This window comes from Sediminibacterium sp. (assembly GCF_051861365.1).
Classification (GTDB): Bacteria; Bacteroidota; Bacteroidia; order Chitinophagales; family Chitinophagaceae; genus Sediminibacterium.
On the sequence record NZ_JBHYCW010000005.1, the window covers coordinates 46,812 to 72,043 of the forward strand.

A 25,232-nucleotide genomic window follows, 5' to 3' on the forward strand; every position below is an offset into this window, starting at 1 on the left:
CAAAAACCAATGGAATGAGAAAACTACTGTTTGCTGCAATGCTATTAGGCACTGCAATTCTTTCTTTTGCCCAACAGGCAGATCTTTCAAAACACTTTAAAAACATGAAACCACGCAATATCGGTCCGGCCGGTATGAGTGGACGCGTAACTGCTATCGATGCAGTGTGGACCAATCCCAACATCATTTACCTCGGAACAGCGAGTGGTGGTGTATGGAAAACTGAAAATGGTGGCGCCAGCTGGGAGTCGATCTTTGATGATCAATCCATTTTAAATATTGGTGCTGTAGCTATCACACAAAGTAATCCAAGTGTGGTATGGGCAGGAACCGGTGAGGGTAATCCGCGTAACTCTATTAGTTTAGGCGGCGGTATCTACAAAAGCATTGACGGTGGTAAGACCTGGAAAATGATGGGACTGGAAAAAACCAGTAATATCCACCGCATCATTATCGATCCAAATAATCCGGATGTAGTGTATGTTGGAGTGATCGGCAATCCTTTCGCCGCACATCCTGAGCGTGGTGTGTACAAAACAACCGATGGTGGTTTTACCTGGAATAAAATTTTGTACACGAATGATATTTCGGGTGTAGGTGATATGGCGATGGATCCGGCCAATCCGAATAAATTGTTTGTGAACATGTATCAGCACCAGCGTACTCCCTGGAGTTTACAGGGCGGTGGTAAAGGCAGTGGTTTTTATGTAACCTATGATGGCGGTAAAAACTGGACCAAACTAGACAAGTCCAATGGTTTGCCTGATGGTGATTATGGTCGTATCGGTATCACCATTGCACGCAATGATCCAAAGCGTGTATATGCATTGGTAGAAGCTACTAAAAATGGATTGTATAAAAGTGATGATGGAGGTAATAACTGGGAACTGGTGAACAGCGATGCAGCAGTAGTGACCAATCGTGCGTTTTATTTTCAGGATATCGCGGTGGATCCTACCAATGAAAACAGATTGTACAATATCAATCAGATCATTACTGTAAGTGAAGATGCAGGTAAAACCTTCAAAACCGTGATCCCTTATGCAGGTATTCATCCTGATCACCACGCTTTCTGGATCCATCCAAAAGATGGCAACTTTATCATTGATGGTAATGATGGTGGTATCGCCATTACGCGTGATCGCGGAAAGAACTGGCAGTTTGATGAGAAATTACCACTCGGACAATTCTATCATATCAATGTAGACAACAAAATTCCTTACAATGTCATGGGTGGTTTGCAGGATAACGGTAGCTGGCATGGCCCGGCTTATGTATGGAGACAAAGCGGTATCCGCAATGCATTCTGGGAAGCAGTAGGTGGTGGTGATGGTTTTGATGTAATGCCTGATCCGGAAGATGAAAATTGGGTATACAGTATGAGTCAGGGAGGAAATGTAGGACGTTATAATATTACTACCGGAGAAAGATGGAGTATTCGTCCGCCAACAACTGCAAATGGTGTTCGTCAGCGATTCAACTGGAATGCTGCGATCGCGCAAGATCCATTTGATAAGAAGACCATCTATTATGGAAGTCAGCTAGTGAATATGAGTACCGATAAAGGTGCTTCTTGGACACAGATCTCTGGTGATCTCACGACCAATGATAGTGCAAAAATTGATCAAAGTAATAATGGTGGTTTATCGGTAGATATTACGGGTGCAGAAAACCATTGTACCATTATTGCTATCGAACCCTCTGCAAAAGAAAAAGGAGTGATTTGGGTAGGAACCGATGATGGCAATGTTCAACTCACGAGAGATGGTGGTAAAACCTGGACAAATTTCCGCGGTAAAATCCCAGGCATGCCAACGGGCGCTTGGGTTCCACAGATCCGTGCATCTAGACATAATGGTGGTGAAGCATATGTAGTAGTGAATGATTATCGTCGTGGTAACAACAAACCCTATTTATTCCGTACAACCGATTATGGTAAAACCTGGACGAATTTGGTAGATGAGAAAAAAGTAACCGGATATACTTTGTGTGTAGTACAAGACCCAACAGAACCAAATTTGATCTTTCTTGGAACAGAGCAAGGTTTGTTCATCAGTTTGGATTATGGAACCAACTTCCAGCAATTCAAAAATGGATATCCTTCTGTATCTACGTATGATATGGTGATTCAAGAAAGAGAAGCGGATCTGGTGATCGCAACTTTTGGACGTGCACTGTGGATACTGGATGATATTCGTCCGCTTCGCAAATTGGCTGCGAATAAAGGACAAGTGTTCAGCAATAAACTGACTGCTTTTGCATTACCTGATGGTTATCAGGCCAAGCGTAAAAATGCATCGGGTATTGAATATAGTGTATGGGGTACTTATGAAGGAGAGAACAGAAGATCAGGAGCACCGATCAGTTTCTTTGTAAATAAAACAGCAGCCGATACCGGACGAAACAAATTGAGTGATACCGTAACCATGCACATTTATGATGCAAACAATGTACTCATAAGAACACTTACTGCTAAAGCAGATACCGGATTGAACCGTTACTACTGGGGAATGGAAGGAAGAGGTGTGAGAATACCCGGTGGTGGAGGTTTTGGCGGAAGAGGCGGCGGTGGCGGACGTTTTGGTGGTGGTGGTGGAGCTACTGCAGAACCGGCAGGATTACCTGTTGATCCGGGTACCTATAAAGTAGTAATGAACCTTGGAAGAAATATCAGTGATAGTACCACAATTGTTGTGAATGATGATCCATATGCACCAACGCCAAAAGCAGTGCGTGATGCATTGCGTAAAGCGACGGATCGTTTGAATAAGAGTTCGATCAGACTGGGTACGTTGAATGAGCGTTTCAGTGATGCAGAAGGAATCATGAATAAAGTAGAAACAGCTTTGCGCGATATCGATGCGAAACAAGCAGATACCATTCGCAAAACCATGAAGCCTATTCGTGAAGAAATACAAGCCATTCGTGAAATGCTGAATGGTAAACCACAAACCAAACAAGGTTATGGTAATATACCGCAGGTAACCATTAACGGCTATCTCAATGAAGCGCGCTCCAATATCACCGGTAAAACAATGGTACCGGGAGAGCAAGAAGAAAGATTGATGAAAACAGCAGAAGATCAAATTTCAGAAGTCATCAACCGTGCTAATACCTTGTTTGATACCAAGTGGAAAGCATTTAGAGCAGTGGCGGATAAGATTGAGTTGAAGTTGTTTAAGGATTATAAGGCGATAGAGTAGGAAATATTTTTTAAAGAGCATAAAAGGGACCACCATTGGTGGTCCCTTTTAATTTAAAGTCTTGAAAAAATTCGCCTAATTCATAGAAATCATCTTAAAGCCATATAAAAAAAATCGTATGTTTATCAGAAAGCGATTATGTTGAAAGAGATTTCTTCGTAAGGAATTAAGCTCAAAAACAGATTCATACAAAATCGCGTATAAAAATTTAGCTATTCACGATACCCTTGTAATGCTTTTATCTTTAAACACAGAAAGAAATGAAAGAATGCGAAGAAATTATACAAGCGCTCTTGAAGTTTAGAAACGAAAGAGAATGGGAGCAGTTTCATAATCCTAAAGATCTTGCGTTAGCGGTCAATATTGAGGCCGCAGAGCTTTTAGAATTATTTCTCTGGAAGAATGCAAATGATGCAAATCCTGAAAGTGTAAAAGAAGAATTAGCAGATGTTTTTGCTTTTGCCTTCCTCCTTGCTGAAAAATATAAATTCGATGTAAAGCAGATAGTTCTTGATAAGATTAAAAAAAATGGAGAGAAATATCCTGTTGATAAAGCAAAAGGATCTGCAAAAAAATATGATGAGCTATGAGTACTTCTTTTGAATTATCTATTGAAATTTCAGAACAATATGATTTCTCCAAAGAGTCTTTAAATAAGATTGAGCAAAATCTATGGGTTAAAAGTCAATGGCCACTGGTTTATTTTATTCAGAACGATTCAATAAAAGTGGCATATGTTGGGGAGTCAACAAATGCATCTAAGCGAATACAAAACCATTTAGCCAATCCCGAAAGATGTAAACTCAATAAAATTTCAATAATTGGGTCTGACAAGTTTAATAAATCAGCTACATTAGATATTGAATCTAGTTTAATTCAATATATCACAGCGGAAGGAACCTACGAACTTCAAAATGGAAACTTTGGTTTAATCAATCATAAATACTATCAGCAAGATCTTTACAAGAACCTCTTCAAAGAAGTTTGGAATAAGTTAATTGAGAAAAAGATTGTAACTAAATCTTTGAATGAAATTGAAAACTCAGAACTATTCAAATATTCTCCATATAAATCTCTGAATGAAGACCAATATAATTCAGTTCTAGAAATCCTAGATGGGTTGACTTCAAATACATCAAATCGAATATTTATAAGTGGTAGTGCTGGAACTGGGAAAACTATATTGGCTACATATTTAATGAAACTACTTACTACCGATGTAGAAAATGAACGAATTGAGGAGTTAAATGATGATGAGTTACGAGAGATCAACTATATAAAGAACTTTAATAAAAAATATCCAAATGCAAAAATTGGTTTAGTTGTAGCAATGACATCGCTTAGAGAGTCTTTAGAAAAAGTCTTTAAGAAGGTACCGGGATTAAAGTCATCAATGGTTATAAATCCATCAGAAACACTTAAGTCGAAAGAGAAGTATGATTTATTAATTGTTGATGAGGCTCATCGATTAAGGAAGTATAAGAATATAGGATGGATGGGTATTTTTAAAAAGAATAATGAGAAATTAGGACTTGATGATACAGGAACAGAGCTAGATTGGATAATGGCAAATAATAAAAACCAAATTTTCTTCTATGACTCTGCTCAATCTATAAAACCATCAGATGTTGACGCAATAAGATTTACTGATCTTTTAAATGAAAAGAGCACATTAAAAATTGAACTCAAGTCTCAAATGCGGGTGAAGGGAGGTAATAATTATATTCAATTTGTTCATGATTTACTCCATGTGGAAAGAACGGAAAAAAATAAATACAGAGAAGAAAATTATGAATTGTACATATTTGAGAATTTTTGTGATCTACATACCGAGTTAATCGATCGTGAAAATGAATTCGGACTGTGTAGAATGATAGCGGGATATTCATGGCCTTGGTTATCAAATCCAAAACTTGATCCAAAACCATCTCCTGAAGTTACTGATATTGAGTTAGATGGTTTGAAGTTTAAATGGAACTCTACAGATAAGGATTGGATAAATTCAGCTAATGCTTTTAATGAAATCGGGTGCATACATACAACGCAAGGCTATGACTTGAATTATGCAGTAATAATATTTGGTAAAGAGATTAACTATAATAAAGAGAAAGGCTGTATTGAAATTGATTCAAATCACTATTTTGATATTAATGGAAAAAAAGGAATTTCTGATCCAGAGTCTTTGAAGTCATACATCGTCAATATATATAAAACGATAATGTATCGAGGTATTAGGGGTACTTTTATATATGCTTGTAATAAAGAACTAAAAGATTATTTGAAACAACATATAGAAACTTTCAAAAAGGATCTTCCATTTAGGATATTACGTTTGGAAGAGGTAATTCCATACATAAATTCTATTCCTTTAATTGATATTACAGCTGCAGCTGGAAAGTTTAGTGATCTACAAATTCACTCCGAATTAACTTGGGTAGAGCCACCATTTAATATTTCTGCTAAAAAAGGGTACTTTATTTGTAAGGTTTTAGGAGAATCTATGAATCAAAAAATTCCTAACGGTTCATATTGCCTCTTCAAACAATACGAGGGAGGATCTCGAGATGGTAAAATAGTATTAGTAGAATCAACAGATATCCATGACAGCGATTTTGGCTCAGGTTATACAGTAAAAGAATACCATAGTGTAAAGAATATTTCATCAGATGGATGGAATCATGCAGTAATAATTTTGAAATCTTTATCAGATAATCAAGAGTACTCGGATATTGAACTAACAAATGATAAGTTAATAAACTTTAAAGTAATTGGAATATTTGAAAAGGTAATAAGTATGTAATCGAAAACTTTCCAAAAGTTTCTTAGGTTCTTTAGTAATGGTTATAAAAAGCATCAGTGTACAATGACTAGCGGCGAAATCATCATCTATCAAAATACGGAAGGCAACATTAAAATAGATGTTCGGCTGGAAGAAGAAACCGTTTGGCTTACACAGGCGCAAATGGCAGAACTGTTTGGTAAAGGCAGAACCACCATTACAGAACACATACAAAATGTTTTTATAGAGGGAGAACTGAATGAAAACTCAGTATGTCGGAAATTCCGACATACTGCTGCTGATGGCAAAAACTATGATACAAAATACTATAATCTAGACGTCATCATTTCAGTAGGTTATCGCGTAAAATCCCCCCAGGGCACACAGTTTCGTATTTGGGCAACCCAGCGATTGAAGGAATATATTATTAAGGGATTCGCGTTGAATGATGATCGATTTAAGTCGGGCACTTCCATGAACTATTTCAACGAATTGCAGGAACGCATTCGGGAAATACGTATTTCGGAACGGTTCTTTTATCAAAAAATAAAAGACATCTACACCACCAGTATTGATTACGACCCTAAAGACGAAAAAACAATCACATTCTTTAAAGGGGTTCAAAATAAACTATTGTGGGCTATCAGCCAGCAAACAGCAGCGGAGCTTGTGTATCGCAGAGCAGATGCAACGCTTCCTTTAATGGGTATGCAATCGTATGATAAGAAAGAAGCTGTTCCTATCAAAAAATCAGATACCGGCATTGCCAAAAATTACCTGAATGAAGATGAAATAAAACTGCTCGGACTTTTGGTAGAACAATACCTTGCTTTTGCCGAAACAATGGCGCAGCAGCGTACGCCCATGTATATGAATGACTGGATTCAGCGCCTAGATGCCATTTTGCAATTAAACGCAAGAGAATTACTTTCTCACGCAGGAAAAATCAGTCACGAAATGGCGGTGAAGAAATCAGAAGAAGAATTTGAAAAATACCAACTCGCACAAAAGGCAATCGAAAAAGAACAAAGCCTACAAGAGTTGGAAAGAGATATTGCGCTTCTGAAAAAGAAAAAGGATCAATAACTTTTACTGAGGATGAAAAATAAGACAAACATAAAACTTCCGCTGACGGAAATCGAGAAAGCAAATTTGAGAAGGCATAAAATCAAAATTGCTCATATCCTTGATTTCGCATCCGACGAATTAGAAGCATTATTAAACGCCACAAAAGAACGCGCAAAAGAAATTTATGCGTTAGCAGCATTTCAAACGGTTCCTTCAGTCGGAATAAAGTTTGCTGAAGACCTTGTGTTTTTGGGTTATTATTCACTCAATGAACTCAAACAAAAAGACGGCGCTCAACTCACAGACGAATACGAACAGAAAAAAGGTTATTGGGTTGACCCTTGTGTGGAAGACCAATTTAGATTGGTCGTGAACTTTGCAAACACACATGACATGCAAAAAACCTGGTGGGACTTTACCGAAGAACGAAAAAAGTTTCGCGCTGAAAACGGTTATCCAAAAACCAGACCTCAAAAAGCTTGGTTTGATCGCTGACTTTTGGAAAGTTCCGGAACTTTCCAAAAGTTTCTTAATAATATATAAAGCCGCAGATTCGCAGATTTTTAATGACATTAATCTGCAAATCTGCGGCTTTACCTCTCTCATGTCACCCAACCGTCAATTTCCCTTCGATATTCATTATTCAACATTCAATATTTCCACCGTTCTCCATTGGAAAAACTTAATTTTGCCGCCGGAACAAAACCTTTAGTATGAGTACGCCAAAACTGAGTCATTTAGCTGAAACCTTATCGGGCAGTGAGATCGTGAAACTAGGTAATGCCATCAGTGAACGTATTCGTAATGGTGAAAAGATATATAACCTCACTATTGGTGATTTTGATCCTTCTGTATTTCCCATTCCTACAGAGCTGGAGGAACTCATCATCGATTCTTATCGCAATAGAAACACAAGCTATCCTGCAGCAGAAGGTGTGTTGGATCTGCGTAAGTCGGTAGCAGCATTCATTAAAGAATGGGAAGGATTGAGTTTTGAACCGAATGAAATTCAAATAGCAGCCGGTGGCCGTCCGTTGATCTATACTTTATTCAAAGCCATCGTTGACAAAGGCGATAAAGTGATTTATGGTGTTCCCTCTTGGAATAACAATCACTATACACACTTGACCGATGCGGTGCATTGTGTGGTAGAGTGTAGGGTAGAGAATGATTTCATGCCAACTGTAGAAGACATCCAAAAAAATATCAGTGGCGCTACACTTATTTGTATTTGTACACCACAAAATCCTACAGGCACCACACTCAAAAAAGAAAGTCTGGAAGCTATTTGTGATCTGATATTGGAAGAAAATGCAAAAAGAGGTGAAGGCGAGAAGAAATGTTATTTGATGTTTGATCAAATGTATTGGACACTTACCTATGGCACAACAGTTCACCACAACCCCTTGCAATTGAGACCTGCGATGAAAGACTATACTATTTTCATTGATGGTATCTCCAAAGTATTTGCAGCTACCGGTGTACGTGTAGGTTGGGCTTTAGGACCGAGTACAGTGATCGCCAAGATGAAAGCAATTTTAAGTCATGTGGGTGCATGGGCACCCATGGCAGAACAGAAAGCGGTGGCTCAATATTTATTGCAGAAAGAAAATATTCAACGCTACCTCAGCCATTTCAAATCAGAAGTGGAATTGCGTTTGAGAAATATTCATGATGGTTTTATTGCCCTCAAACAAAAGGGCTATCCGGTTGATGCTGTTGCACCACAAGCTGCGATCTATCTTACCATCAAAATAGACCTCGTAGGTAAAACCACAGCCGACGGAAAAAAACTTGAAACACAATCAGACGTAACATCTTACATCCTTGCAGAAGCCAAACTAGCAGTAGTACCCTTCTCAGCCTTCGGTGCCGGCGCCAATAGTCCATGGTATCGTTTAAGTGTGGGCACTTGTAAGAAAGAAGAAATTGGGGAGATGTTGGAGAAGTTGGAAAGTGCTTTAAGCAAGCTATCAGCTACTAGCTACTAGCTTCTAGCTAGAAGAGTGTTTTGGGCTTCTAATAACCAGTTAAAAACTAGAGGCTAGTAGCTTGAAGCTAGCAGCTTAATTTAGATTATTCACAAACACAAACGCCTTCAACCTTCTTTCATGCAAAATACTTTGCATCAGATGTGGCTTGCGGATGATTTTGCGGCGGTTGATATCGAGGATTTCGTGGGAAGAACAGAAATTATTCCAATTCTCAGCATGGTATAAAAGGGTATTCAACAGGCTCACCTGACGATCGAGTTCAGACTGTGTCATGTAATCATGTTTACAGAGCAGCCAGAGATCACGGTTCATGTCTTTCATACCTCTATGGTTTATCGAACATTATTGGGACAGTTACAGCCCCCTCTGCCATTCCTTCCTTTCTGGAATATACCACAGGAACTGGCCATGGTAATAAGTAACAGCAGAACGAATATTTGGTTTATTTTGAGTTTCATAATGATCTAAAATACAGCTTTCGATCAAACCATCATAAACCCATCAGCACTGCCTACCGATTTTAACATACAAAACATACTGATCGCACCATTGGACTGGGGTCTCGGTCATGCCACACGTTGTATTCCATTGATTCGTGCTTTGAACAATGCTGGATACAAGGTTTTCATAGCTACCGATGGACCTCAACAAACCCTTTTGCAACAAGAGTTTCCTCATCATCGTTTTATCAAACTCCCCGGTTACCAGGTACGTTACAGTCGAACCAAAGGTTGGCTGCCCTTCAAAATAATGCAACAATTGCCAGCCCTACTACGTATTGTTCAATGGGAACACCGCTGGTTGGAGGATGCAATTGAACAATATGGTATCGATCTGGTGATATCGGATAACCGCTATGGACTATGGAGTCAAAAATGTCCATCGGTTTTTATGACCCATCAGTTAAATATCAAAGCACCAGTACTACTCGAGCCAATCGTTCGATGGCTTCATTATCGGTTTATCAATCGATTTACTACGTGCTGGGTACCCGATCAGGAGCAAGCGGGAGGATTGGCGGGAACACTTTCACACCCAAGTAAGCAACCTGCCATTCCGGTTACTTATATGGGATTACTGTCGCGTTTTGAGCAAGGAAATCATACCGACCAACAAGCAATCACTATTTTATTATCCGGTCCTGAACCGCAAAGAACAATATTGGAAGAAAAAATAGTGTTGCAATTGTCAACATTCACAGAACCGATAGTATTGGTAAGAGGATTACCTGCGGACACTTCTTCCATCTCGGTACCACCGCATGTGAAATTGGTGAACCATCTTTCGGCAGCCAATTTACAGGAACAATTATTGAAAACTAAACTAGTGATTGCCAGAAGTGGTTATAGTAGCCTGATGGATTTTTCACGCTTGCGATGCAAGACCCTCTTAATACCTACACCCGGACAAACAGAACAAGAATACTTGGCAAAGCGATGTGCAGAAAAAGGTTATGCGATGTATGTTGATCAATCTAAACTGAATTTGAATGATGTATTAACAAAAGCAGATCAATCAAATGCTGTTTTTGCTTCTTTTAATTTTTTTGAAGAAACAGATTTGAAAAGACTAATGGCAACAGTATTTGTAAAAGCTTCTTCTTAAATCGACCTCGCCTATCTTATTTTTGCAAAGCAATGAATAAAACCACCAAAGCACATCTCGCTGTATTAGCAGCCAACTTTATTTTCGGAGCGGGTTATGCTGTAGTAAAGACCATTACACCGGAATTCATTGCTCCCTTTGCTTTGAATGTGGTACGGGTACTATCCAGTTTATTATTATTCTGGTTGCTTTTTTTGATGAAACCCAGTAATGCGGGATTTGAAAGAAAACATCTTCCTCGTTTTTTATTGTGTGCACTAACAGGTGTAGCCATCAATCAATTACTTTTCATCAAGGGATTATCGTTGACAACGGCCATCCATAGTTCTTTACTATCACTGGGGACACCCATTTTCATTACCATCATAGCAGCATGGTTACTCAAAGAAAAGCTCACGCTTTATAAAATTGCCGGACTTGCATTGGGTATCGGCGGTGCTGCCATGTTGATACTCATGAAAGATAATAGCACGAGTGGAAAAGATATGTTACTAGGCGATATCTTGATCATCATCAATGCCATTTCATATGCATTTTATTTGGTGTTGGTGCGTCCGTTAATGGAGCATTATAAACCGATACATGTATTACGCTGGGTCTTTACATTTGGTACTTTCATGATTCTTCCATTCGGACTTGAACAATTCATGGATACCAACTGGGCTGCTTTTGGTACAACTCAATGGATCGCATTGGCTTTTGTGGCTTTGTTTGTAACCTTCTTTGCTTACCTCTTTAATGTATACGGACTTTCAGTGATCGGTTCATCGGCAACAGGTTCATATATCTATACCCAACCTGTCTTCGCCGCTATTATCGCCATGGTATTTATGGGGGAACATTTTACTATCACAAAAGCACTGGCAGCCATCTGTATTTTTAGCGGTGTCTATTTGGTGAATCTTCGAAAAAGAAATCTGTGATTTTTTGTCTGAAGGACTCCATTAGAGATTTTTAGAAGAATTAAAAAGTAAAAATTCAAAAAATCACACCTGCCGATCGGCAGACAGGGATCAAAAAATCAAGAAATCAAAGATCACAGATCCAGCTTTGGGTAATCAAAAAACCAAAACTCCTTTTCCGCACGCTCAAACAAGTTCCATTCATTGGTATCTGCCTTGATGGAAAAAATGCCACAAGTGGGCATATTATCTATGCGCGTGTTGGTGAGACTATTTACGAAATCAGTGATGCCGGGATTATGAGAGAAGATCGCAACAGTATTATAATGATCGGGTAACCTTTCGATTACATTATAGAACGTTTCTTTGGGTGCATGGTACAATTCGGGGAACAAAAGAATATCTTTCTTGTTTTTACCATACGCTTCTGCGAAATATACAGCAGTAGTAAGTGCACGATTGGCGGTACTGGAAGCAAAACATTGAATACCGATACCCCGTTTCAATATTCTTTCGGCCATTGCAGGAGCATTGCGATGTCCGCGGTCGTTTAACGGACGCTCAAAATCTCCTTGAAAAGCATTGGCCCAGCCGCTTTTGGCATGTCTGATCACAAGAAGTTCTTTCATGCTGAAAAGTTACAATAAAGTCCACTTACATTTGTATGCATGCCTGTAACCCGACTGCTCATAGAAGATTTTATCGCAATGGCCAAGCAATATCCCGTCTTCGATGTAAGAAGCGAAGGAGAGTATCAGCATGCCTGTTTCCCGACTGCCCATAGTCTTCCTTTGTTTAACAATGAAGAACGAAAAGTGGTAGGCACCGCATATAAACAAGAGAGTAAACAGAAAGCTATTAAACTGGGATTGGAATATTTTGGTCCCAAGATGGTGAAGATGGTAGAGGAAGTGGAGAGAGTGGTTGGTAGTGAACAATTGACAGTTGACGGGAAGAAGAATGGGAAGAAAGAGAGTAAGCCGATAGAGATAGCAGATAAAGTGGTACTGGTATATTGTTGGCGGGGAGGAATGCGGAGTGCGGGCGTGGCTTGGTTGTTGGATTTGTATGGATTTAAAGTGTATACATTAGTGGGTGGATATAAATCTTATCGCAATTGGGTGTTGAAACAGTTTGAAAAAGAATATCCATTCAAGATCATTGGTGGATATACGGGTAGCGGTAAAACAGAAGTACTACATGCACTTGCACAACAAGGAGAAACGATTATTGATTTAGAAGGATTGGCTTGTCATAGAGGTTCTGCTTTTGGTAATCTCGGACAACCACAACAGCCCAAACAGGAAATGTTTGAAAACCTTTTAGCCAATGCCTTGGCTGTTGCATCTGCAAATAACAGTACCATTTGGCTGGAAGATGAAAGTCAGCGTATTGGTGAAGTCAATATTCCCATTTCAATTTTTAAGTATATGCGTACCTGTCGCGTATACTTTTTAGATATACCTTTTGAAGAGCGATTGAATTATGTGATAGCAGGATATGGTAAGTTTAAAAAAGAAGACCTCATCAACGCAACAGTTAGAATACAAAAACGCTTGGGTGGACTAGAAGCAAAAACGACTGTGAATTATTTGATCGAAAATGATTTGCATGGTGCTTTTGGAGTATTACTTCATTACTACGATCGCTTTTATACCAAAAGCATGAGCAACATGCGAGAAAAGCCGGAACAAGTATTTAAAAAGATTAGTTTGGAAACAGTAGACAAGGTTGAGAATGCAAAAAAAGTGTTGACTACTCATCAACAAGATGAACCAATTAGTTCAGCCAGTCTTTGATCGTCAGAAAGCTCATGTATGTCATCACAGCAACAACTATCCAACCGCAGATACTGAGCCATTTCGCGTGTTGATATCCCTCTATTTTTTTTCGTTGCATAATAATTAGCATCACTGCAAGTGCAATGGGTAATATAAGCCCATTCAGTGAGCCAACCGTTACCAATATACTTACGGGATTGCCTATGCTGATATAGATCAATGTTGATGATAGAATAAATACACTTATAAGTATCCGATAATTATTTTCGATCCAAGGGTGAAAGGTTCTTAGAAACGAAACAGAAGTATAAGCCGCCCCCACAACAGAAGTAATAGCAGCACACCACATCACTACTCCAAAGAATCGATATCCCAATTCACCCGCAGCGATTTTGAAAACGGAGGCCGGTGGATTTACGCTATCGAGTAAATGTCCTTTACTTACTACCCCTAGCACAGCGAGAAATAAAACAATACGCATCACTGCTGTCACACAAATTCCTGTTACCGCGCTTTTGCTTACTTGCGGTAAGGAGTTTACACCGGTTAATCCTGCATCCAGCAACCGATGTCCACCCGCAAAACAAATGTATCCTCCCACAGTACCACCAACCAGTGTAACGATGGCTTTGGCATTTATTTGTTCTGGAACAAAACTATAATGTATGGCATCCATCACAGGAGGGGTGGAACTGATCGCTACATACAAAGTGAGTAGAATCATCAATATACCCAACACTTTGGTGAAACCATCCATCAAGCTGCTGAATTCTTTCATCCAAAAAATGAATAAGGCAATACCACAACTGATAATTGCACCTGTTGTGTTAGAAATACCTGTGAGCACATTCAATCCCAATCCACAACCACCAATATTGCCAATGTTGAATGCAAGTCCACCCAAAATAATCAGTAGTGCTAATAAATAACCCAATCCCGGCACTACTTCATTGGCAATATCCTGCGCACGTTTACCGGTAACAGCAAGTATGCGCCAAATATTGAGTTGTGCAATGATGTCTAACAGAACAGAAATCAGGATCACAAAACCGAAACTAGCAAGCAAACTTTGTGTAAACACGGTGGTTTGTGTTAGAAAACCCGGACCAATTGCAGAAGTGGCCATCAGAAATGCTGCACCCGTAATGGCACTATTATTCGTCAGTTGTTTCAACGCATGAATGATTGAAGGATGATATGATGGTCGTGTAATAGTTGATGTAACTGTTTCGCGAAAACAATGGCATGTTCTCCATCCCCATGAATACAAATGGTATCAGCTTTTAACGGAACAATGGTTCCGTCAATACTGGTTACCTGTTGTTCCTGAATCATTTGTAATACTTGCTTTTCCATTTTGCTTACATCACTGATCAATGCATTTTTTTCTTTACGGGATATAAGATTTCCATCCGAGGAATAGGTTCTATCAGCAAATACTTCGTTTGCTGTTTGCAATCCAATAGATTCCGCAGCTTGAATACTCTTGCTGCCACTGAGACCGAAAAGAATTAAATTTTCATCAATGTCTTTTACTGCGTTTGCAATGGCATTTGCCAGAGAGCTATCTCTTGCAGACATGTTGTACAAAGCCCCATGAGGTTTTACGTGCTGTAATTTTCCTCCCATCGCAAAAACAAGATCCAGCATAATATAAATCTGCTCAGATACAATGGATACAATATCTTCTTCAGGAAACTGCATTTCTGTTCTACCGAAATTTTCTTTATCCGGAAAACCCGGATGCGCTCCAATGGCCACACCGTGTTCAATCGCCAATGCAATGGTTCGACGCATCGTCTCTTCATCACCTGCATGAAAACCACAGGCAATATTGGCACTGCTGATATACGGCATCAGTGCAGCATCATTCGGCATACCCTCACCCAAGTCGCAGTTGATATCGATGGCCATTTTTTTATTTGTGATGTCTGATTTTAAATGTCAGATCTCAGATTTTTATATTTTTACTATTCGTATACCTTATATCAGACATCCGACATCTGCGATCTGCGATCAAACATCTCCCATTCTCAATTTACAACCTGTTTCCAATTGTTTCAAATGTAATTCCTGTGCTTGTAAGGCTTTGTGTGCTTCTTGAAGAGAAACTTGCTTGAATTGAAAACCTTCTCCAGGATTTCGCTGCGCAAGCTTAGGGAAATCTGCAGTGATGATATGACCAATTCTTGGATAACCGCCAGTGGTCTGGTGGTCTGCCATCAAAATGATCAGTTGTCCACTAGGAAGTAATTGTATGGTGCCTCGGGAAACGGCAGTAGAAAGTATTTCGGTATGGGTATTCGGAATAATGGAAGGTCCTACTAATCGATACCCCATTCTGTTACTGCTTTTGTCGAGTATAAAAGTACTGTTGTCTACTAATGTTTGCATTGCATCATTCAATCGGCTGATTTCATGTCCTGCAGTATAACGAATGATTGTATTCTGATAATTTACGGGCGAGAGGGCGGTCCAAGAGAATATTTTATTTTCAGCAACCTGAAAATCATTATTCTTGAAAGGAAGAATCATTTCATTTTGCAATTGTGTACCAATGGAAGTAAATCCAACGGGTGTAGCGGCACTGTTTAGCCAAAGAGTGCTTTGAACACCACCACGAACAGCAATATAAGCCCGTGCTCCACGGATCTGTTGTTGAAAAGACAATTGTGTACCTGCTTTGATAGCAATACATCGATTGATCAGAATAGGTAGATCACGATTTAATCTTGCATCAAAATCTGCGCCGCTAATGGCAATCAATGTATCTTCTTCAAACAAAAGTGAGGGAGCTGGAAAATGCATTTCCAAAACAGGTTCTTGAATAGGGTTTCCTATTAACGTATTGGCCATGCGCATGGCTACAGTATCCATAACACCGGATGGATGAATACCCAAGTGCTGGTATCCATACCTACCTTCATCTTGAATGGTATCGAGTATTCCTTTTTTGATAACGCGGATACTCATTGGGCAGACCAGTTTTGAAATTCATTCCATGAAATCGGATAAAACTGAACCTGATCACCGGGTTCCAGTAAACAAGGTTTCACAGCGTTAGTGTTAAAAAGAGAAAGAGGTGTTCGACCGATTAACTGCCATCCACCCGGAGATTCCATGGGGTAGATACCTGTTTGATCTCCTGCAATGCCCACACTACCGGCAGGTACTTTTTGTCGGGGCGATGTTAATCGCGGTGCGTTGATCTTTTCATCTACTTTACCCATATAAGCAAAACCGGGTAAAAAGCCATTCATGAACACACGATAAGTAACTGATGAATGAAGTTGAATCAGCTCACTGGCAGTAATTTGTTTGATGGTTGCCAGTGATGCAAGATCAGGAGCACAACAGGTAGCATAACAAACCGGAATGCGAACGAGATTGTTTGTTTTTTTCTTGTGAGTAACGGTATTGGGAATCAATAATTCATCAACTAGCGCTTGAATGGTATCAATGGGATCTATTTTTCTATTGAGAAAATACAGGGCATCATATACAAAAGTGATGGTAGTATATGCGGGAATACAGTCTTTGATACCGGGCCAGGGAAAATTACGGTACAGATGAAACAATTGCAATATATATTCATTAACGGTGGTATCTATGCGATCACCGAATGAAAAAGTTAATGCATGGTCTCCTATTGCGTAACACTGATATGTATACTTTACTGACACGACTTAAATATACATGTTAATAAAGCATGTTCAATAGGCGAGTAAGAGACAAATCATTGTATTTTAATATAACAATTATAAGATGAATTATTCCTTACCGCGATATTTTTCGGACATTACAAGTTTACTATCTCCATCCCAATACACAGAAACGATATAAAATCTTTTCCCGTCATTGAATAATTGAATGCTATTGATACCCTTTGCTTTCATGGGATTACCATTCACTGTATAATCCGATTTATAGGTAGAAAAAGCATGTGTAACTGCACCGTAGCTTTCTGTAATTCGATTGAGTTCTGCTTCTATAAATCCAATCTCCTGTAATCTTTTTCCATTTCTTTCAATGTATTGTTCCGGTGTGATGGTGCGCACTATTTTACCACTGTCTTTATGCAATGCCACTGTGATCATTCGCGCTTCTTTTGTAAAAAGATTTCTAAATCGGTCCCAGTCGCGGTTCTGTGTGCTAGGTCCTGAAATCACATCATACAGTGCTTTAATGATAGCATCCTCAGAAACTACATCTTGTTGATATTGTGCATAGGAGAAAGACGAGAACAAACATGTGATCACGACAAATATTTTTTTCATACCGCAGTTTTAGTTCATCCAAATTAATACTTATTGGTTGCCCGATTTTGTTTAAAAAAAGATTTTTAAAAATTTCACAACCCCAAAATTTAACAATTTCGGCAATCCGAAAATTTGTCGATATCGTACATATGTATTTTTTGATTTATTCTAGAATCGTTGATAATAAAGAATTTCAGGCAAAAATTAATTTTTGGCACAGTACTTGAAATGGAAGAAATAAGAAACCGATTATTCACTAAAATCTATTTATCATGAAAACAATGATGAAAGCAACAGCAGCCTTAGCGAGTCTTTTCTTTTTACAGACCGCAGAAGCACAATTAGGTGTCAGAGCAACCACCAGTGCAGCTACCAATGCCACCGTTAATGCCACACGCGCCGCCACAGTAGCCAGCAATGCAGCTGTTAGAGCAACAGTAGCTACCGGTAAGGTAACATCTGCTACCGTGAATGCTACACGCGCTACTACTGCCGCTACGGTTGGATCAGTAAAACGTGTAACAGCGAATACTGATGTGAATGCCAATGCGAGCGTAAAAGCATCTAGTCAGGCAGAGTTGAACAGTAATGCAGGCGGAGAAGAAAGAGGACTGGTACGTGCTTCTTCTCGCTCTGAAGCCGATGTGAATGCCAACGCCAATGCTAAAACTCCTTTCCGTGAAGGAGCAGAAATGGCCGATGAGCAAAAAGACATGGCAAAAGAAAAAGTAGCAGATGCTAAAGCGAAAGCAGAAGCTGCAAAAGAAGCGGGCATGAACAAAGCAGCAGAAGCTAAAACCAAAGCGAAGGAAGTGAAACCTTCTGTATCAGCTTCAGGTGAAGTAAAAGCGAAAGGATCAGCAAAGTCTGGCAGCTAAAAAAACAGTATTGCGATACCTAAATCGTAGATAGTACCCTCATAAGCCGTCGATAAAAACATACTAAAACTTTATTGTTATGAAAAAGTTCAAAAGCACCACATTGCTTTTGCTGGCAATGTTTTGTCCCTTATTCATGCTGGCACAAGAGGCCGGTGATGAAACCAAGAAAAAAAATGAATTCAATGCATCTATGAATTATCAATCGGCCTTGCACTTTTTTGGTCGAACCGATAGTTTGCGAAGCAGTGGTTTGTTTCCCATGTTAGGCTTTCAGCTTAAAGGTGGATTGTATGCACAAGGGAATTTCATTTTTGTTCAGAATGGTATGCAATCGACGGCTTATACGGGTGCTACGATTGAAGCCGGGTATCGTTTTCCGGAGACAGATCATTTTTCCGGTAACCTATTTTTCTCTCGCTTTTTGTACAAAGATGAGAGTACATTGGTACAATCAGCCATCAAATCACAAACGGGGGCTAACCTTAGTTATCTGAATAAAATATTGAACCTGAATGGTGGCTTGAATTTATTATTCAGTGATAAAACAGATGTCAATGCCAGTTTTGGTGTAGATCATTTGTTTCTTATCAATAAGGGCATGAACAATGCAGCCATTGCATTGGCGCCTTCTTTTACTGCCAATTTAGGGACACAACAATTTAGCAATACCTATCTCGAAAGAAAAAATGTATTGGGTATTCCTGTAACACAAAGAACTACGGAGAATATTACCCAGTTCAATATACTTTCCTATGAAATAGCCATGCCCATTGTATTTGTCAAGGGCAAATGTAATCTGGCCATTACACCATCTTATGTAATGCCACAAAACCTTATAACTACGGCAGGAAGACCAGATCTTTCAGAGCGGGGTAAAAGCATGTTTTATCTGAATCTTTCTGCCGGTATCAGGCTTTGAGAACAGGGGAATATCCAATAAAGAATATCCAATGATGAAGTGATTTTTACTCTTGTTTTCTATAGGTTCCCTGCCAAGGGAAGAGCCCGGTAGTCTTATCGGGCTCTATTTTTTTCTGAAATAAATATGCGAAATCTTATTTGATGTATTTAGTAGGTGCTAAAATGAGAACAGGTTACACACTTGTTATGTAACCTGTTTGCTCTGCTTCTAACATACTGCTTATAAAAAACCCAAACTTGCCTAATTTGAAAACCCTTACTAGGGTTGTTCTCGCCTTATGCGAGTGAAGTTGATTTTTTGCCACCGGCGATCACTGCTATGATCAGTGCGGTAGTGATGAATTTTCCTTTCATGTGCTGATTGTTTTAATTTGATGGTGCAAAAAATGCATCGATAAAAACCCTTATTCAACCGCATTTCCATGTGAAAAAAAGTACCCCAATTGTGTTGCAGCCTACTTGTTTTAACATTCATCACATTCTATCCGCATTAATCACCGTCTGTCAGCCAAATGCCTGATTTTGCTGTTAAAAACACATGACATAAGTATGTGGTTTTCGATGTAAATATTTTGAAGCAGGGGCTTAGAGTAGTAACTTTAATAGACCATGGATCTAGTTCATCGTCCATGGTCAATAGTCCATAGTATTTAATGATTATTACTTTCTTTACTATCGACTATGAACCATAAGCCATGGACTACCCTAACATTATTATGCGGTTGGCTAACAAAGTAATAGCTGGTAGTTTTGATGTAGTAAAAGAAAATTATGACCAAATTATTGATTTACGAAGACAACCCCCAGCTACGTGAAGGTCTAACATGTTGATCAATGGATCAGATGGATTTGAAGTGTTATCTGCCTTTAAGAATTGCAACAATGTAGAAGATGAGGTACGAGCATTCAAACCCGATGTAATATTGATGGATATTGATATGCCGGGAACCAATGGTATTGAAGGATTAAAAAGAATCCGTGAAATTGATACCGATGTAAAAATTCTGATGTTGACGGTTTTCGATGATAACAAAAATGTATTTGATGCTATCAGCAATGGTGCAAATGGATATGTACTGAAGAAAACACCACCTGCGCGCTTATTGGAATATATTCAAGAAGCACAAACCGGTGGCGCACCCATGACATCTTCTATTGCTACACAGGTATTGAGAATGTTCTCTTCTCTGAATAATGAAAAAGGTGAAGACTATGATTTGTCTGAAAGAGAAAAACAGGTGTTACTACTATTAGTAAATGGCTATAGTTATAAGATGATTGCTTCTGAAATGTTTATCGCCATTGATACGGTTCGTTCACACATCAAAAAAATTTATGAGAAGCTGCATGTAAATAGTAAGAGTGAGGCTGTTGCGAAGGCGTTTCGAAATAAAATTGTGTAGGAAGGAACAAGAACAAAGTAACAAGACACAAGAAAGTGATAAGCAACAAGCTCCAATTAAATAGCGTCGGGCTTTAATTCGGCGAGGAAATGCAGGAGAAATCGACCTTACTATAGTAAGACCTATTTCAAAAAAGAAGAACATCATTATAAATACCCGGCTTTTGTTGCCGGGTATTTTTGTTTTATAAGTAGGTTAATGATCCTATACCCCACTTGTAGCTTGCAGCTTACCGCTTGCAACGCTCTCCCTCCCTCCATCCCAACCACATTTTTGTGTGATTGGCTGCGGGAATTTGCCGTTTTATGTTTGCCCCGTGATCGCAATAAAGCGGCTTGTTTTCTGCAGATCACAAACGAAACACTTAATACCGACAAACATGAACATGAAAAGTAAAACCTTGCAGATAACCGTAGTAGTACTATTGGTAATGGCAATCATTGCAGCCTGTAGCGATGCTGGCAGTAATGATAAAGAGACTAAAAAAGATGATATCTCAACTATTCGTAAAAAAGAAAAAGATGAATTGATTGCACGTGGCAAATACCTGGTTACTGTATCAGGATGCAACGATTGTCATTCACCTAAGATCATGACACCAATGGGTCCGATTCCAGATACAACAAGATTGATGTCTGGTTATCCATCAGAAAAAGGAATACCAACATTGAGTGAGGCTTTGGCAAAAGACCAGAGCTGGGTGAAGATGTCTCATGATGTTACAGCATTTGCCGGTCCTTGGCGAATGACTTTTGGAGCGAACCTTACTCCGGATGAGGCAACGGGAATTGGTAACTGGACTGAAGAAGTGTTTGTAAAAACCATTCGCACGGGTAAGCATCTTGGACAAGAAGGAGGAAGACCAGTAATGCCGCCCATACCATGGTATATGATCGCTAAGATGACGGATGAAGATCTGAGCTCTGTGTATCAGTATCTGATGTCATTACCTGCAATTAGTAACCGAGTTCCTGCAGCTATTCCACCGAATGAAATCAAGATTACTAAACAATAATTAAGCAGATGAAAAAGGGCATACACAGATGGATGGGCCGTTTATTGGCATTGATTACAACGATTGTATTGATAGCGGGATGTACAAAAGAATTTGAAGCAGATCTTCCGGATAATAATCCAGGTACACCAAGCAATACCAAAAAACTGAGTAAGATTAGTTATGATGATGGTAGTTATATGTCTATTCAATACAATGCCGAAGGCAAGCCGATAAAAATTACAGACCTTCAGAAGAATAGCGGTGGCGATGATACCAACATTTATACATTAACCTATAATGGCGATAAGTTGGTTGAAATGAAAGTAACAGATGGAACCAAATATAAGTACACATATACGGGTTCAAATGTTACGAAGGTTGAGATTGTAACACCTAATAATGTAGTGATTGCCTATTATGCATATACTTATCAGGATGGACGTTTGGTAAGAACAGATGCCTATGGAAGCATGATGGGGACCATCAGTAATACGCCCAATATGCGTTTTGACCTGGCTTATTACGCCAATGGGGATATCAAATCTATGACCACTTGGTATCAGGATCATACCAGTGGCGTATTAGAGAAATCAGATGTATACGAGATCGAAACCTATGATAATAAGCACAATACCAGCTTACTGTTTGAAAATAACCCCTATATCCCTTTGCTGTTAATGATGCCCAATAATCCATTAACCGAAAAGCATTATGATAAAGCCGGTCAACAGTATGCTAGTGTAACCCATACTTACACCTATGATGACCAGGGAAATCCATTGACCCGGAAAACGGTGATCAAGGAAACGGGCATGGCAGATGATGTAACCAACACTACATTTCAATATTAATATTTGAAAATCAGTTAGTTATAGAGAATAACCCTGTGTGAATCCAGCCTCGGTCAATAGATCGGGGCTTTTTTATGTGATAAAAATCCGACATAAAAACCCGCAAATTCGTGCATTTCACATGTTTGTGCGGTTGTAAAGCGGCAGAAACGGGGATACTTTTGTCGGGTAATTGATAAAAACATGAAAGCAGCATTACAAAACTTAGTACTCTACTTGTGCAGCAAGTGTTGTATTGGCTGCCCCCACCCATTCAACACTTCTTTCACATCCAGCTAAAAATGATGGAGTAAAGCTTTTTTCGAGACCATCTTGTGTAAAAGAGCGTCCTTATTTCACGCAGCAAAAAGAGACCAAGCCGGTACAGGTATCGGTATTGGAGGGTTCGGCTCGTTTTGAGCTTTGGTAAGGGTTTGCAGGTTTTCGATATCCGAAAAACCCTCTACAAGCGCCTGATTGCCCTCGTATTTTGATTATTTTTGTGGAGTGATAAATAATTTATCACCGCTTAAATGAACAGGTATGATTAAAACAGGCAATCCCGTAATCAGCATTTATACTGAGATGACCCCCAATCCGGAAACTATGAAGTTTGTGGCAAACAAGCTATTGTATCCCGGTAAGAGTATCGATTTCGCTGAAGAAGCTTTGGCGGGTCCGTCTCCATTGGCAAAAGAATTGTTCAGCTTTCCATTTATCAAAAGTGTATTTATTGCCAGCAATTTTGTGACCCTTACTAAGACCTCTGACACAGAAGATTGGCAGGATGTGATCCCTACCATCAAAGAATTCTTGAAAGAGTATCTGGAAAATGGCGGCGTTGTAGTCAATGAAGAAGAAGTTGCCAAAGTGAAGCAGGAAGCAAGTAATACAGTGAGTGCAGACGATGATGATATTGTAAAACGCGTAAAAGAATTATTGGAGAATTATGTAAAGCCTGCTGTTGAAATGGATGGCGGTGCTATTCAGTTCAAGAGTTATAATGATGGTGTTGTGAACCTGATGTTACAGGGAAGTTGTAGTGGGTGTCCTTCATCCATGATTACCCTGAAAGCAGGTATTGAAGGAATGATGAAGCGAATGATCCCGGAAGTGAAAGAAGTAGTGGCCGAGGCCGAATAAATGAAGTGTTGGATTTTTTGGAGCGTTGTATCTAGATGGGTACAACGCTTTTTTTTGCGGGTAATTGCCTGACTTAGCTGTTATCATTGTGATATAGTAGATGGAAACTATATTTGTTATCAGATCCAATCCTGCAATCGTCTAACATGGAAAAAGAAGCGCTTGCACAGTTGCTGCAACAAAATTATCTGCACGTTATTGACCAAATACGAAATCTGAGTGATCGCGAATTGTTATACGCTCCCAAGGACAAGTGGAATGCTTTACAACAGCTAGATCATTTGATCAAAAGTGTGGCACCTGTAAATATGGCGATGGGCTTACCTAAATTCGTACTCAGCTGGAGATTTGGAATTGCAAACAGACCTTCCCGTAGCTATGATGCACTCGTAGATCGTTATCACATTAAACTACAAGCCGGTGGTAGAGCTTCCGACGCATTTGTTCCTCCTATGCAAATAAACCCGGCAGATAAAGAAGTCTTACTGAAAAAGCTGCAGCGGCTGGTACAAAAACTCGTACGAAAAACATTGAAACAAAGTGAGTTGTCGCTAGACAGATATGTATTACCGCATCCGCTGTTAGGAAAATTAACACTTCGTGAAATGCTTTATTTTACAGCCTATCATGCTTCTCATCACGGGAAAAGTATAGAGCACGGACTGATTTCATTGAATTAAAAGAACAGCCATCTGTTAAAAGATGCGAATCATATTTGTTATGGTATGACCTTTGCTACTGTTATACTATTATGAAAATCTGCTTCACTTTATTATTACTTGTATGCGCTTCTTTTGCATTTAGTCAGCGAATGATTTTCTATGTGGCTGATATAAAGGGTGATTGTTATGGAGTAGGAAGGGGACTATGCTTACAGATAAAAGAAAAACCGGATGAGCCCTATGCTTTGTTTTATTCCGGTATTGAAGGATTTTCTTACGAAGAAGGCTATCATTATAAGCTGGAAGTGATGCGTGTAAAAAGAGAACGTCCGCCGTCAGATGGCAGTATTTATAATTACTACTTGATAAATATTATTAGTAAAGAGCGGTCTAAAAATTATGCATTAAAAAATACGCCGATACCTGATCAGCGCCCTCTTTCATTGGTGCGTATCAGTAAAAGTGGGAAAATGGAAATCGTAGGCAACAACGTTGTTCCCAGTATTTCTTTTGATAAAAGAAATGGAAGAATCTCCGGTAAAGCAGGATGTAACCGTTATTTCGGTAAAGTAAGTTTTGACCAACAGCGTATTTTTATTTCCGGGGTAGGCTCTACACAAATGGCTTGTACAGATATGGAAATGGAGTCGCTGTACCTGAAACATCTTACAGCAGTGAACCGCTATCAATTATCAGGCAATAACCTTCAATTATACCGTGATCAGGAACTTTTATTGCAATTCATCGTTCCGGAGAATTAACAATTGATTGTATTCAAGTCTGAATCTGTATTTTGCTCTTCTT

Annotated in this window: 24 protein-coding genes; 17 read left to right on the top strand and 7 right to left on the bottom strand. The window is 39.2% G+C overall.

The features are described 5' to 3' along the window. Positions 1–14 precede the first annotated feature (14 nt). From ACTIEV_RS03460 to ACTIEV_RS03485, 6 genes are all read left to right on the top strand, one after another. A complete protein-coding gene (locus ACTIEV_RS03460; RefSeq protein WP_322196407.1) occupies positions 15–3,203 on the top strand; it encodes a WD40/YVTN/BNR-like repeat-containing protein in 3,189 nt (1,062 codons plus the stop codon). A gap of 260 nt (positions 3,204–3,463) precedes the next feature. Continuing rightward, a complete protein-coding gene (locus tag ACTIEV_RS03465; RefSeq protein ID WP_322196408.1) occupies positions 3,464–3,793 on the top strand; it encodes a nucleotide pyrophosphohydrolase in 330 nt (109 codons plus the stop codon). Then, the gene (locus tag ACTIEV_RS03470) at positions 3,790–6,003 is read left to right on the top strand and encodes a DNA/RNA helicase domain-containing protein (RefSeq protein ID WP_439516082.1); all 2,214 of its coding nucleotides are present in this window, start codon (positions 3,790–3,792) and stop codon (positions 6,001–6,003) included. The genes ACTIEV_RS03465 and ACTIEV_RS03470 overlap by 4 nt, the downstream gene beginning before the upstream one ends. A gap of 63 nt (positions 6,004–6,066) precedes the next feature. Continuing rightward, on the top strand, positions 6,067–7,068 hold the full coding sequence (locus tag ACTIEV_RS03475) for a virulence RhuM family protein (protein ID WP_439516083.1): 1,002 nt from the start codon (positions 6,067–6,069) through the stop codon (positions 7,066–7,068). Between the two features lie 12 nt (positions 7,069–7,080). Continuing rightward, entirely contained in the window at positions 7,081–7,545 is a 465-nt protein-coding gene (locus ACTIEV_RS03480; RefSeq protein WP_322196411.1) for a helix-hairpin-helix domain-containing protein, read from the top strand. A 218-nt stretch (positions 7,546–7,763) separates the two neighbouring features. Then, positions 7,764–9,041 carry a pyridoxal phosphate-dependent aminotransferase gene (locus ACTIEV_RS03485; RefSeq protein ID WP_439516084.1) on the top strand — a complete coding sequence of 426 codons (1,278 nt, stop codon included), beginning with the start codon at positions 7,764–7,766 and terminating at the stop codon, positions 9,039–9,041. Between the two features lie 75 nt (positions 9,042–9,116). On the opposite strand, the gene ACTIEV_RS03490 is transcribed toward ACTIEV_RS03485, so the two are convergent. Beyond that, entirely contained in the window at positions 9,117–9,365 is a 249-nt protein-coding gene (locus tag ACTIEV_RS03490) for a hypothetical protein (protein WP_178886588.1), read from the bottom strand. Positions 9,366–9,593: 228 nt separating this feature from the next. Between ACTIEV_RS03490 and ACTIEV_RS03495 the strand changes: the two genes are divergently transcribed. Both ACTIEV_RS03495 and ACTIEV_RS03500 read left to right on the top strand, forming a co-directional pair. Further along, complete coding sequence (locus ACTIEV_RS03495; protein WP_439516085.1) at positions 9,594–10,649, top strand: glycosyltransferase; 1,056 nt, start codon at positions 9,594–9,596, stop codon at positions 10,647–10,649. Between the two features lie 32 nt (positions 10,650–10,681). Then, a complete protein-coding gene (locus ACTIEV_RS03500; RefSeq protein ID WP_439516086.1) occupies positions 10,682–11,572 on the top strand; it encodes a DMT family transporter in 891 nt (296 codons plus the stop codon). A 113-nt stretch (positions 11,573–11,685) separates the two neighbouring features. Here ACTIEV_RS03500 and ACTIEV_RS03505 read toward each other — a convergent pair whose 3' ends face one another. After that, positions 11,686–12,180 (bottom strand): SixA phosphatase family protein, encoded by a 495-nt coding sequence (locus ACTIEV_RS03505; RefSeq protein ID WP_439516087.1) that lies wholly within the window; start codon positions 12,178–12,180, stop codon positions 11,686–11,688. A 39-nt stretch (positions 12,181–12,219) separates the two neighbouring features. Between ACTIEV_RS03505 and mnmH the strand changes: the two genes are divergently transcribed. Then, entirely contained in the window at positions 12,220–13,350 is a 1,131-nt protein-coding gene (gene mnmH, locus ACTIEV_RS03510) for a tRNA 2-selenouridine(34) synthase MnmH (protein WP_439516088.1), read from the top strand. On the opposite strand, the gene ACTIEV_RS03515 is transcribed toward mnmH, so the two are convergent. From ACTIEV_RS03515 to ACTIEV_RS03535, 5 genes are all read right to left on the bottom strand, one after another. Continuing rightward, complete coding sequence (locus ACTIEV_RS03515; protein WP_439516089.1) at positions 13,331–14,506, bottom strand: NRAMP family divalent metal transporter; 1,176 nt, start codon at positions 14,504–14,506, stop codon at positions 13,331–13,333. The genes mnmH and ACTIEV_RS03515 overlap by 20 nt on opposite strands. Further along, positions 14,503–15,246 carry a 5-oxoprolinase subunit PxpA gene (locus tag ACTIEV_RS03520; protein WP_439516090.1) on the bottom strand — a complete coding sequence of 248 codons (744 nt, stop codon included), beginning with the start codon at positions 15,244–15,246 and terminating at the stop codon, positions 14,503–14,505. Before ACTIEV_RS03520 ends, ACTIEV_RS03515 begins: the two co-directional genes overlap by 4 nt. Before the next feature lie 102 nt (positions 15,247–15,348). Beyond that, complete coding sequence (locus ACTIEV_RS03525; protein WP_439516091.1) at positions 15,349–16,305, bottom strand: biotin-dependent carboxyltransferase family protein; 957 nt, start codon at positions 16,303–16,305, stop codon at positions 15,349–15,351. Then, the gene (gene pxpB / locus ACTIEV_RS03530) at positions 16,302–17,015 is read right to left on the bottom strand and encodes a 5-oxoprolinase subunit PxpB (protein WP_439516092.1); all 714 of its coding nucleotides are present in this window, start codon (positions 17,013–17,015) and stop codon (positions 16,302–16,304) included. The genes ACTIEV_RS03525 and pxpB overlap by 4 nt, the downstream gene beginning before the upstream one ends. Positions 17,016–17,102: 87 nt before the next feature. Continuing rightward, complete coding sequence (locus tag ACTIEV_RS03535; protein ID WP_439516093.1) at positions 17,103–17,609, bottom strand: hypothetical protein; 507 nt, start codon at positions 17,607–17,609, stop codon at positions 17,103–17,105. Between the two features lie 254 nt (positions 17,610–17,863). Here ACTIEV_RS03535 and ACTIEV_RS03540 point away from each other — a divergent pair, with 254 nt between their 5' ends. The 8 genes from ACTIEV_RS03540 to ACTIEV_RS03575 all read left to right on the top strand — a co-directional run bounded on the left by ACTIEV_RS03540 (position 17,864) and on the right by ACTIEV_RS03575 (position 25,189). Beyond that, positions 17,864–18,469, top strand: a complete 606-nt coding sequence (locus ACTIEV_RS03540; RefSeq protein WP_439516094.1) for a hypothetical protein — start codon at positions 17,864–17,866, stop codon at positions 18,467–18,469. Between the two features lie 79 nt (positions 18,470–18,548). Further along, the gene (locus tag ACTIEV_RS03545) at positions 18,549–19,391 is read left to right on the top strand and encodes a hypothetical protein (protein WP_439516095.1); all 843 of its coding nucleotides are present in this window, start codon (positions 18,549–18,551) and stop codon (positions 19,389–19,391) included. A gap of 826 nt (positions 19,392–20,217) precedes the next feature. Further along, positions 20,218–20,796 carry a response regulator gene (locus tag ACTIEV_RS03550; protein WP_439516096.1) on the top strand — a complete coding sequence of 193 codons (579 nt, stop codon included), beginning with the start codon at positions 20,218–20,220 and terminating at the stop codon, positions 20,794–20,796. Positions 20,797–21,181: 385 nt separating this feature from the next. Next, entirely contained in the window at positions 21,182–21,811 is a 630-nt protein-coding gene (locus tag ACTIEV_RS03555) for a c-type cytochrome (RefSeq protein WP_439516097.1), read from the top strand. 8 nt (positions 21,812–21,819) lie between these two features. After that, entirely contained in the window at positions 21,820–22,644 is an 825-nt protein-coding gene (locus ACTIEV_RS03560) for a hypothetical protein (protein WP_322196441.1), read from the top strand. A gap of 522 nt (positions 22,645–23,166) precedes the next feature. Next, complete coding sequence (locus ACTIEV_RS03565; protein ID WP_178886563.1) at positions 23,167–23,766, top strand: NifU family protein; 600 nt, start codon at positions 23,167–23,169, stop codon at positions 23,764–23,766. A gap of 146 nt (positions 23,767–23,912) precedes the next feature. Continuing rightward, positions 23,913–24,446 (top strand): DinB family protein, encoded by a 534-nt coding sequence (locus ACTIEV_RS03570; RefSeq protein WP_322196442.1) that lies wholly within the window; start codon positions 23,913–23,915, stop codon positions 24,444–24,446. 71 nt (positions 24,447–24,517) lie between these two features. Next, entirely contained in the window at positions 24,518–25,189 is a 672-nt protein-coding gene (locus ACTIEV_RS03575) for a DUF4377 domain-containing protein (RefSeq protein WP_322196443.1), read from the top strand. Positions 25,190–25,232: the final 43 nt, after the last annotated feature.

What these genes read in the sequence shown, in the direction of transcription:
- ACTIEV_RS03460 (WP_322196407.1), top strand. Translation starts at nt 15, where the DNA reads ATGAGAAAACTACTGTTTGCTGCAATGCTATTAGGCACTGCAATTCTT.
- ACTIEV_RS03465 (WP_322196408.1), top strand. Translation starts at nt 3,464, where the DNA reads ATGAAAGAATGCGAAGAAATTATACAAGCGCTCTTGAAGTTTAGAAAC.
- ACTIEV_RS03470 (WP_439516082.1), top strand. Translation starts at nt 3,790, where the DNA reads ATGAGTACTTCTTTTGAATTATCTATTGAAATTTCAGAACAATATGAT.
- ACTIEV_RS03475 (WP_439516083.1), top strand. Translation starts at nt 6,067, where the DNA reads ATGACTAGCGGCGAAATCATCATCTATCAAAATACGGAAGGCAACATT.
- ACTIEV_RS03480 (WP_322196411.1), top strand. Translation starts at nt 7,081, where the DNA reads ATGAAAAATAAGACAAACATAAAACTTCCGCTGACGGAAATCGAGAAA.
- ACTIEV_RS03485 (WP_439516084.1), top strand. Translation starts at nt 7,764, where the DNA reads ATGAGTACGCCAAAACTGAGTCATTTAGCTGAAACCTTATCGGGCAGT.
- ACTIEV_RS03490 (WP_178886588.1), bottom strand. Translation starts at nt 9,365, where the DNA reads ATGAAAGACATGAACCGTGATCTCTGGCTGCTCTGTAAACATGATTAC.
- ACTIEV_RS03500 (WP_439516086.1), top strand. Translation starts at nt 10,682, where the DNA reads ATGAATAAAACCACCAAAGCACATCTCGCTGTATTAGCAGCCAACTTT.
- ACTIEV_RS03505 (WP_439516087.1), bottom strand. Translation starts at nt 12,180, where the DNA reads ATGAAAGAACTTCTTGTGATCAGACATGCCAAAAGCGGCTGGGCCAAT.
- mnmH (WP_439516088.1), top strand. Translation starts at nt 12,220, where the DNA reads ATGCCTGTAACCCGACTGCTCATAGAAGATTTTATCGCAATGGCCAAG.
- ACTIEV_RS03520 (WP_439516090.1), bottom strand. Translation starts at nt 15,246, where the DNA reads ATGGCCATCGATATCAACTGCGACTTGGGTGAGGGTATGCCGAATGAT.
- ACTIEV_RS03525 (WP_439516091.1), bottom strand. Translation starts at nt 16,305, where the DNA reads ATGAGTATCCGCGTTATCAAAAAAGGAATACTCGATACCATTCAAGAT.
- ACTIEV_RS03535 (WP_439516093.1), bottom strand. Translation starts at nt 17,609, where the DNA reads ATGAAAAAAATATTTGTCGTGATCACATGTTTGTTCTCGTCTTTCTCC.
- ACTIEV_RS03540 (WP_439516094.1), top strand. Translation starts at nt 17,864, where the DNA reads ATGAAAACAATGATGAAAGCAACAGCAGCCTTAGCGAGTCTTTTCTTT.
- ACTIEV_RS03545 (WP_439516095.1), top strand. Translation starts at nt 18,549, where the DNA reads ATGAAAAAGTTCAAAAGCACCACATTGCTTTTGCTGGCAATGTTTTGT.
- ACTIEV_RS03550 (WP_439516096.1), top strand. Translation starts at nt 20,218, where the DNA reads ATGTTGATCAATGGATCAGATGGATTTGAAGTGTTATCTGCCTTTAAG.
- ACTIEV_RS03555 (WP_439516097.1), top strand. Translation starts at nt 21,182, where the DNA reads ATGAAAAGTAAAACCTTGCAGATAACCGTAGTAGTACTATTGGTAATG.
- ACTIEV_RS03560 (WP_322196441.1), top strand. Translation starts at nt 21,820, where the DNA reads ATGAAAAAGGGCATACACAGATGGATGGGCCGTTTATTGGCATTGATT.
- ACTIEV_RS03565 (WP_178886563.1), top strand. Translation starts at nt 23,167, where the DNA reads ATGATTAAAACAGGCAATCCCGTAATCAGCATTTATACTGAGATGACC.
- ACTIEV_RS03570 (WP_322196442.1), top strand. Translation starts at nt 23,913, where the DNA reads ATGGAAAAAGAAGCGCTTGCACAGTTGCTGCAACAAAATTATCTGCAC.
- ACTIEV_RS03575 (WP_322196443.1), top strand. Translation starts at nt 24,518, where the DNA reads ATGAAAATCTGCTTCACTTTATTATTACTTGTATGCGCTTCTTTTGCA.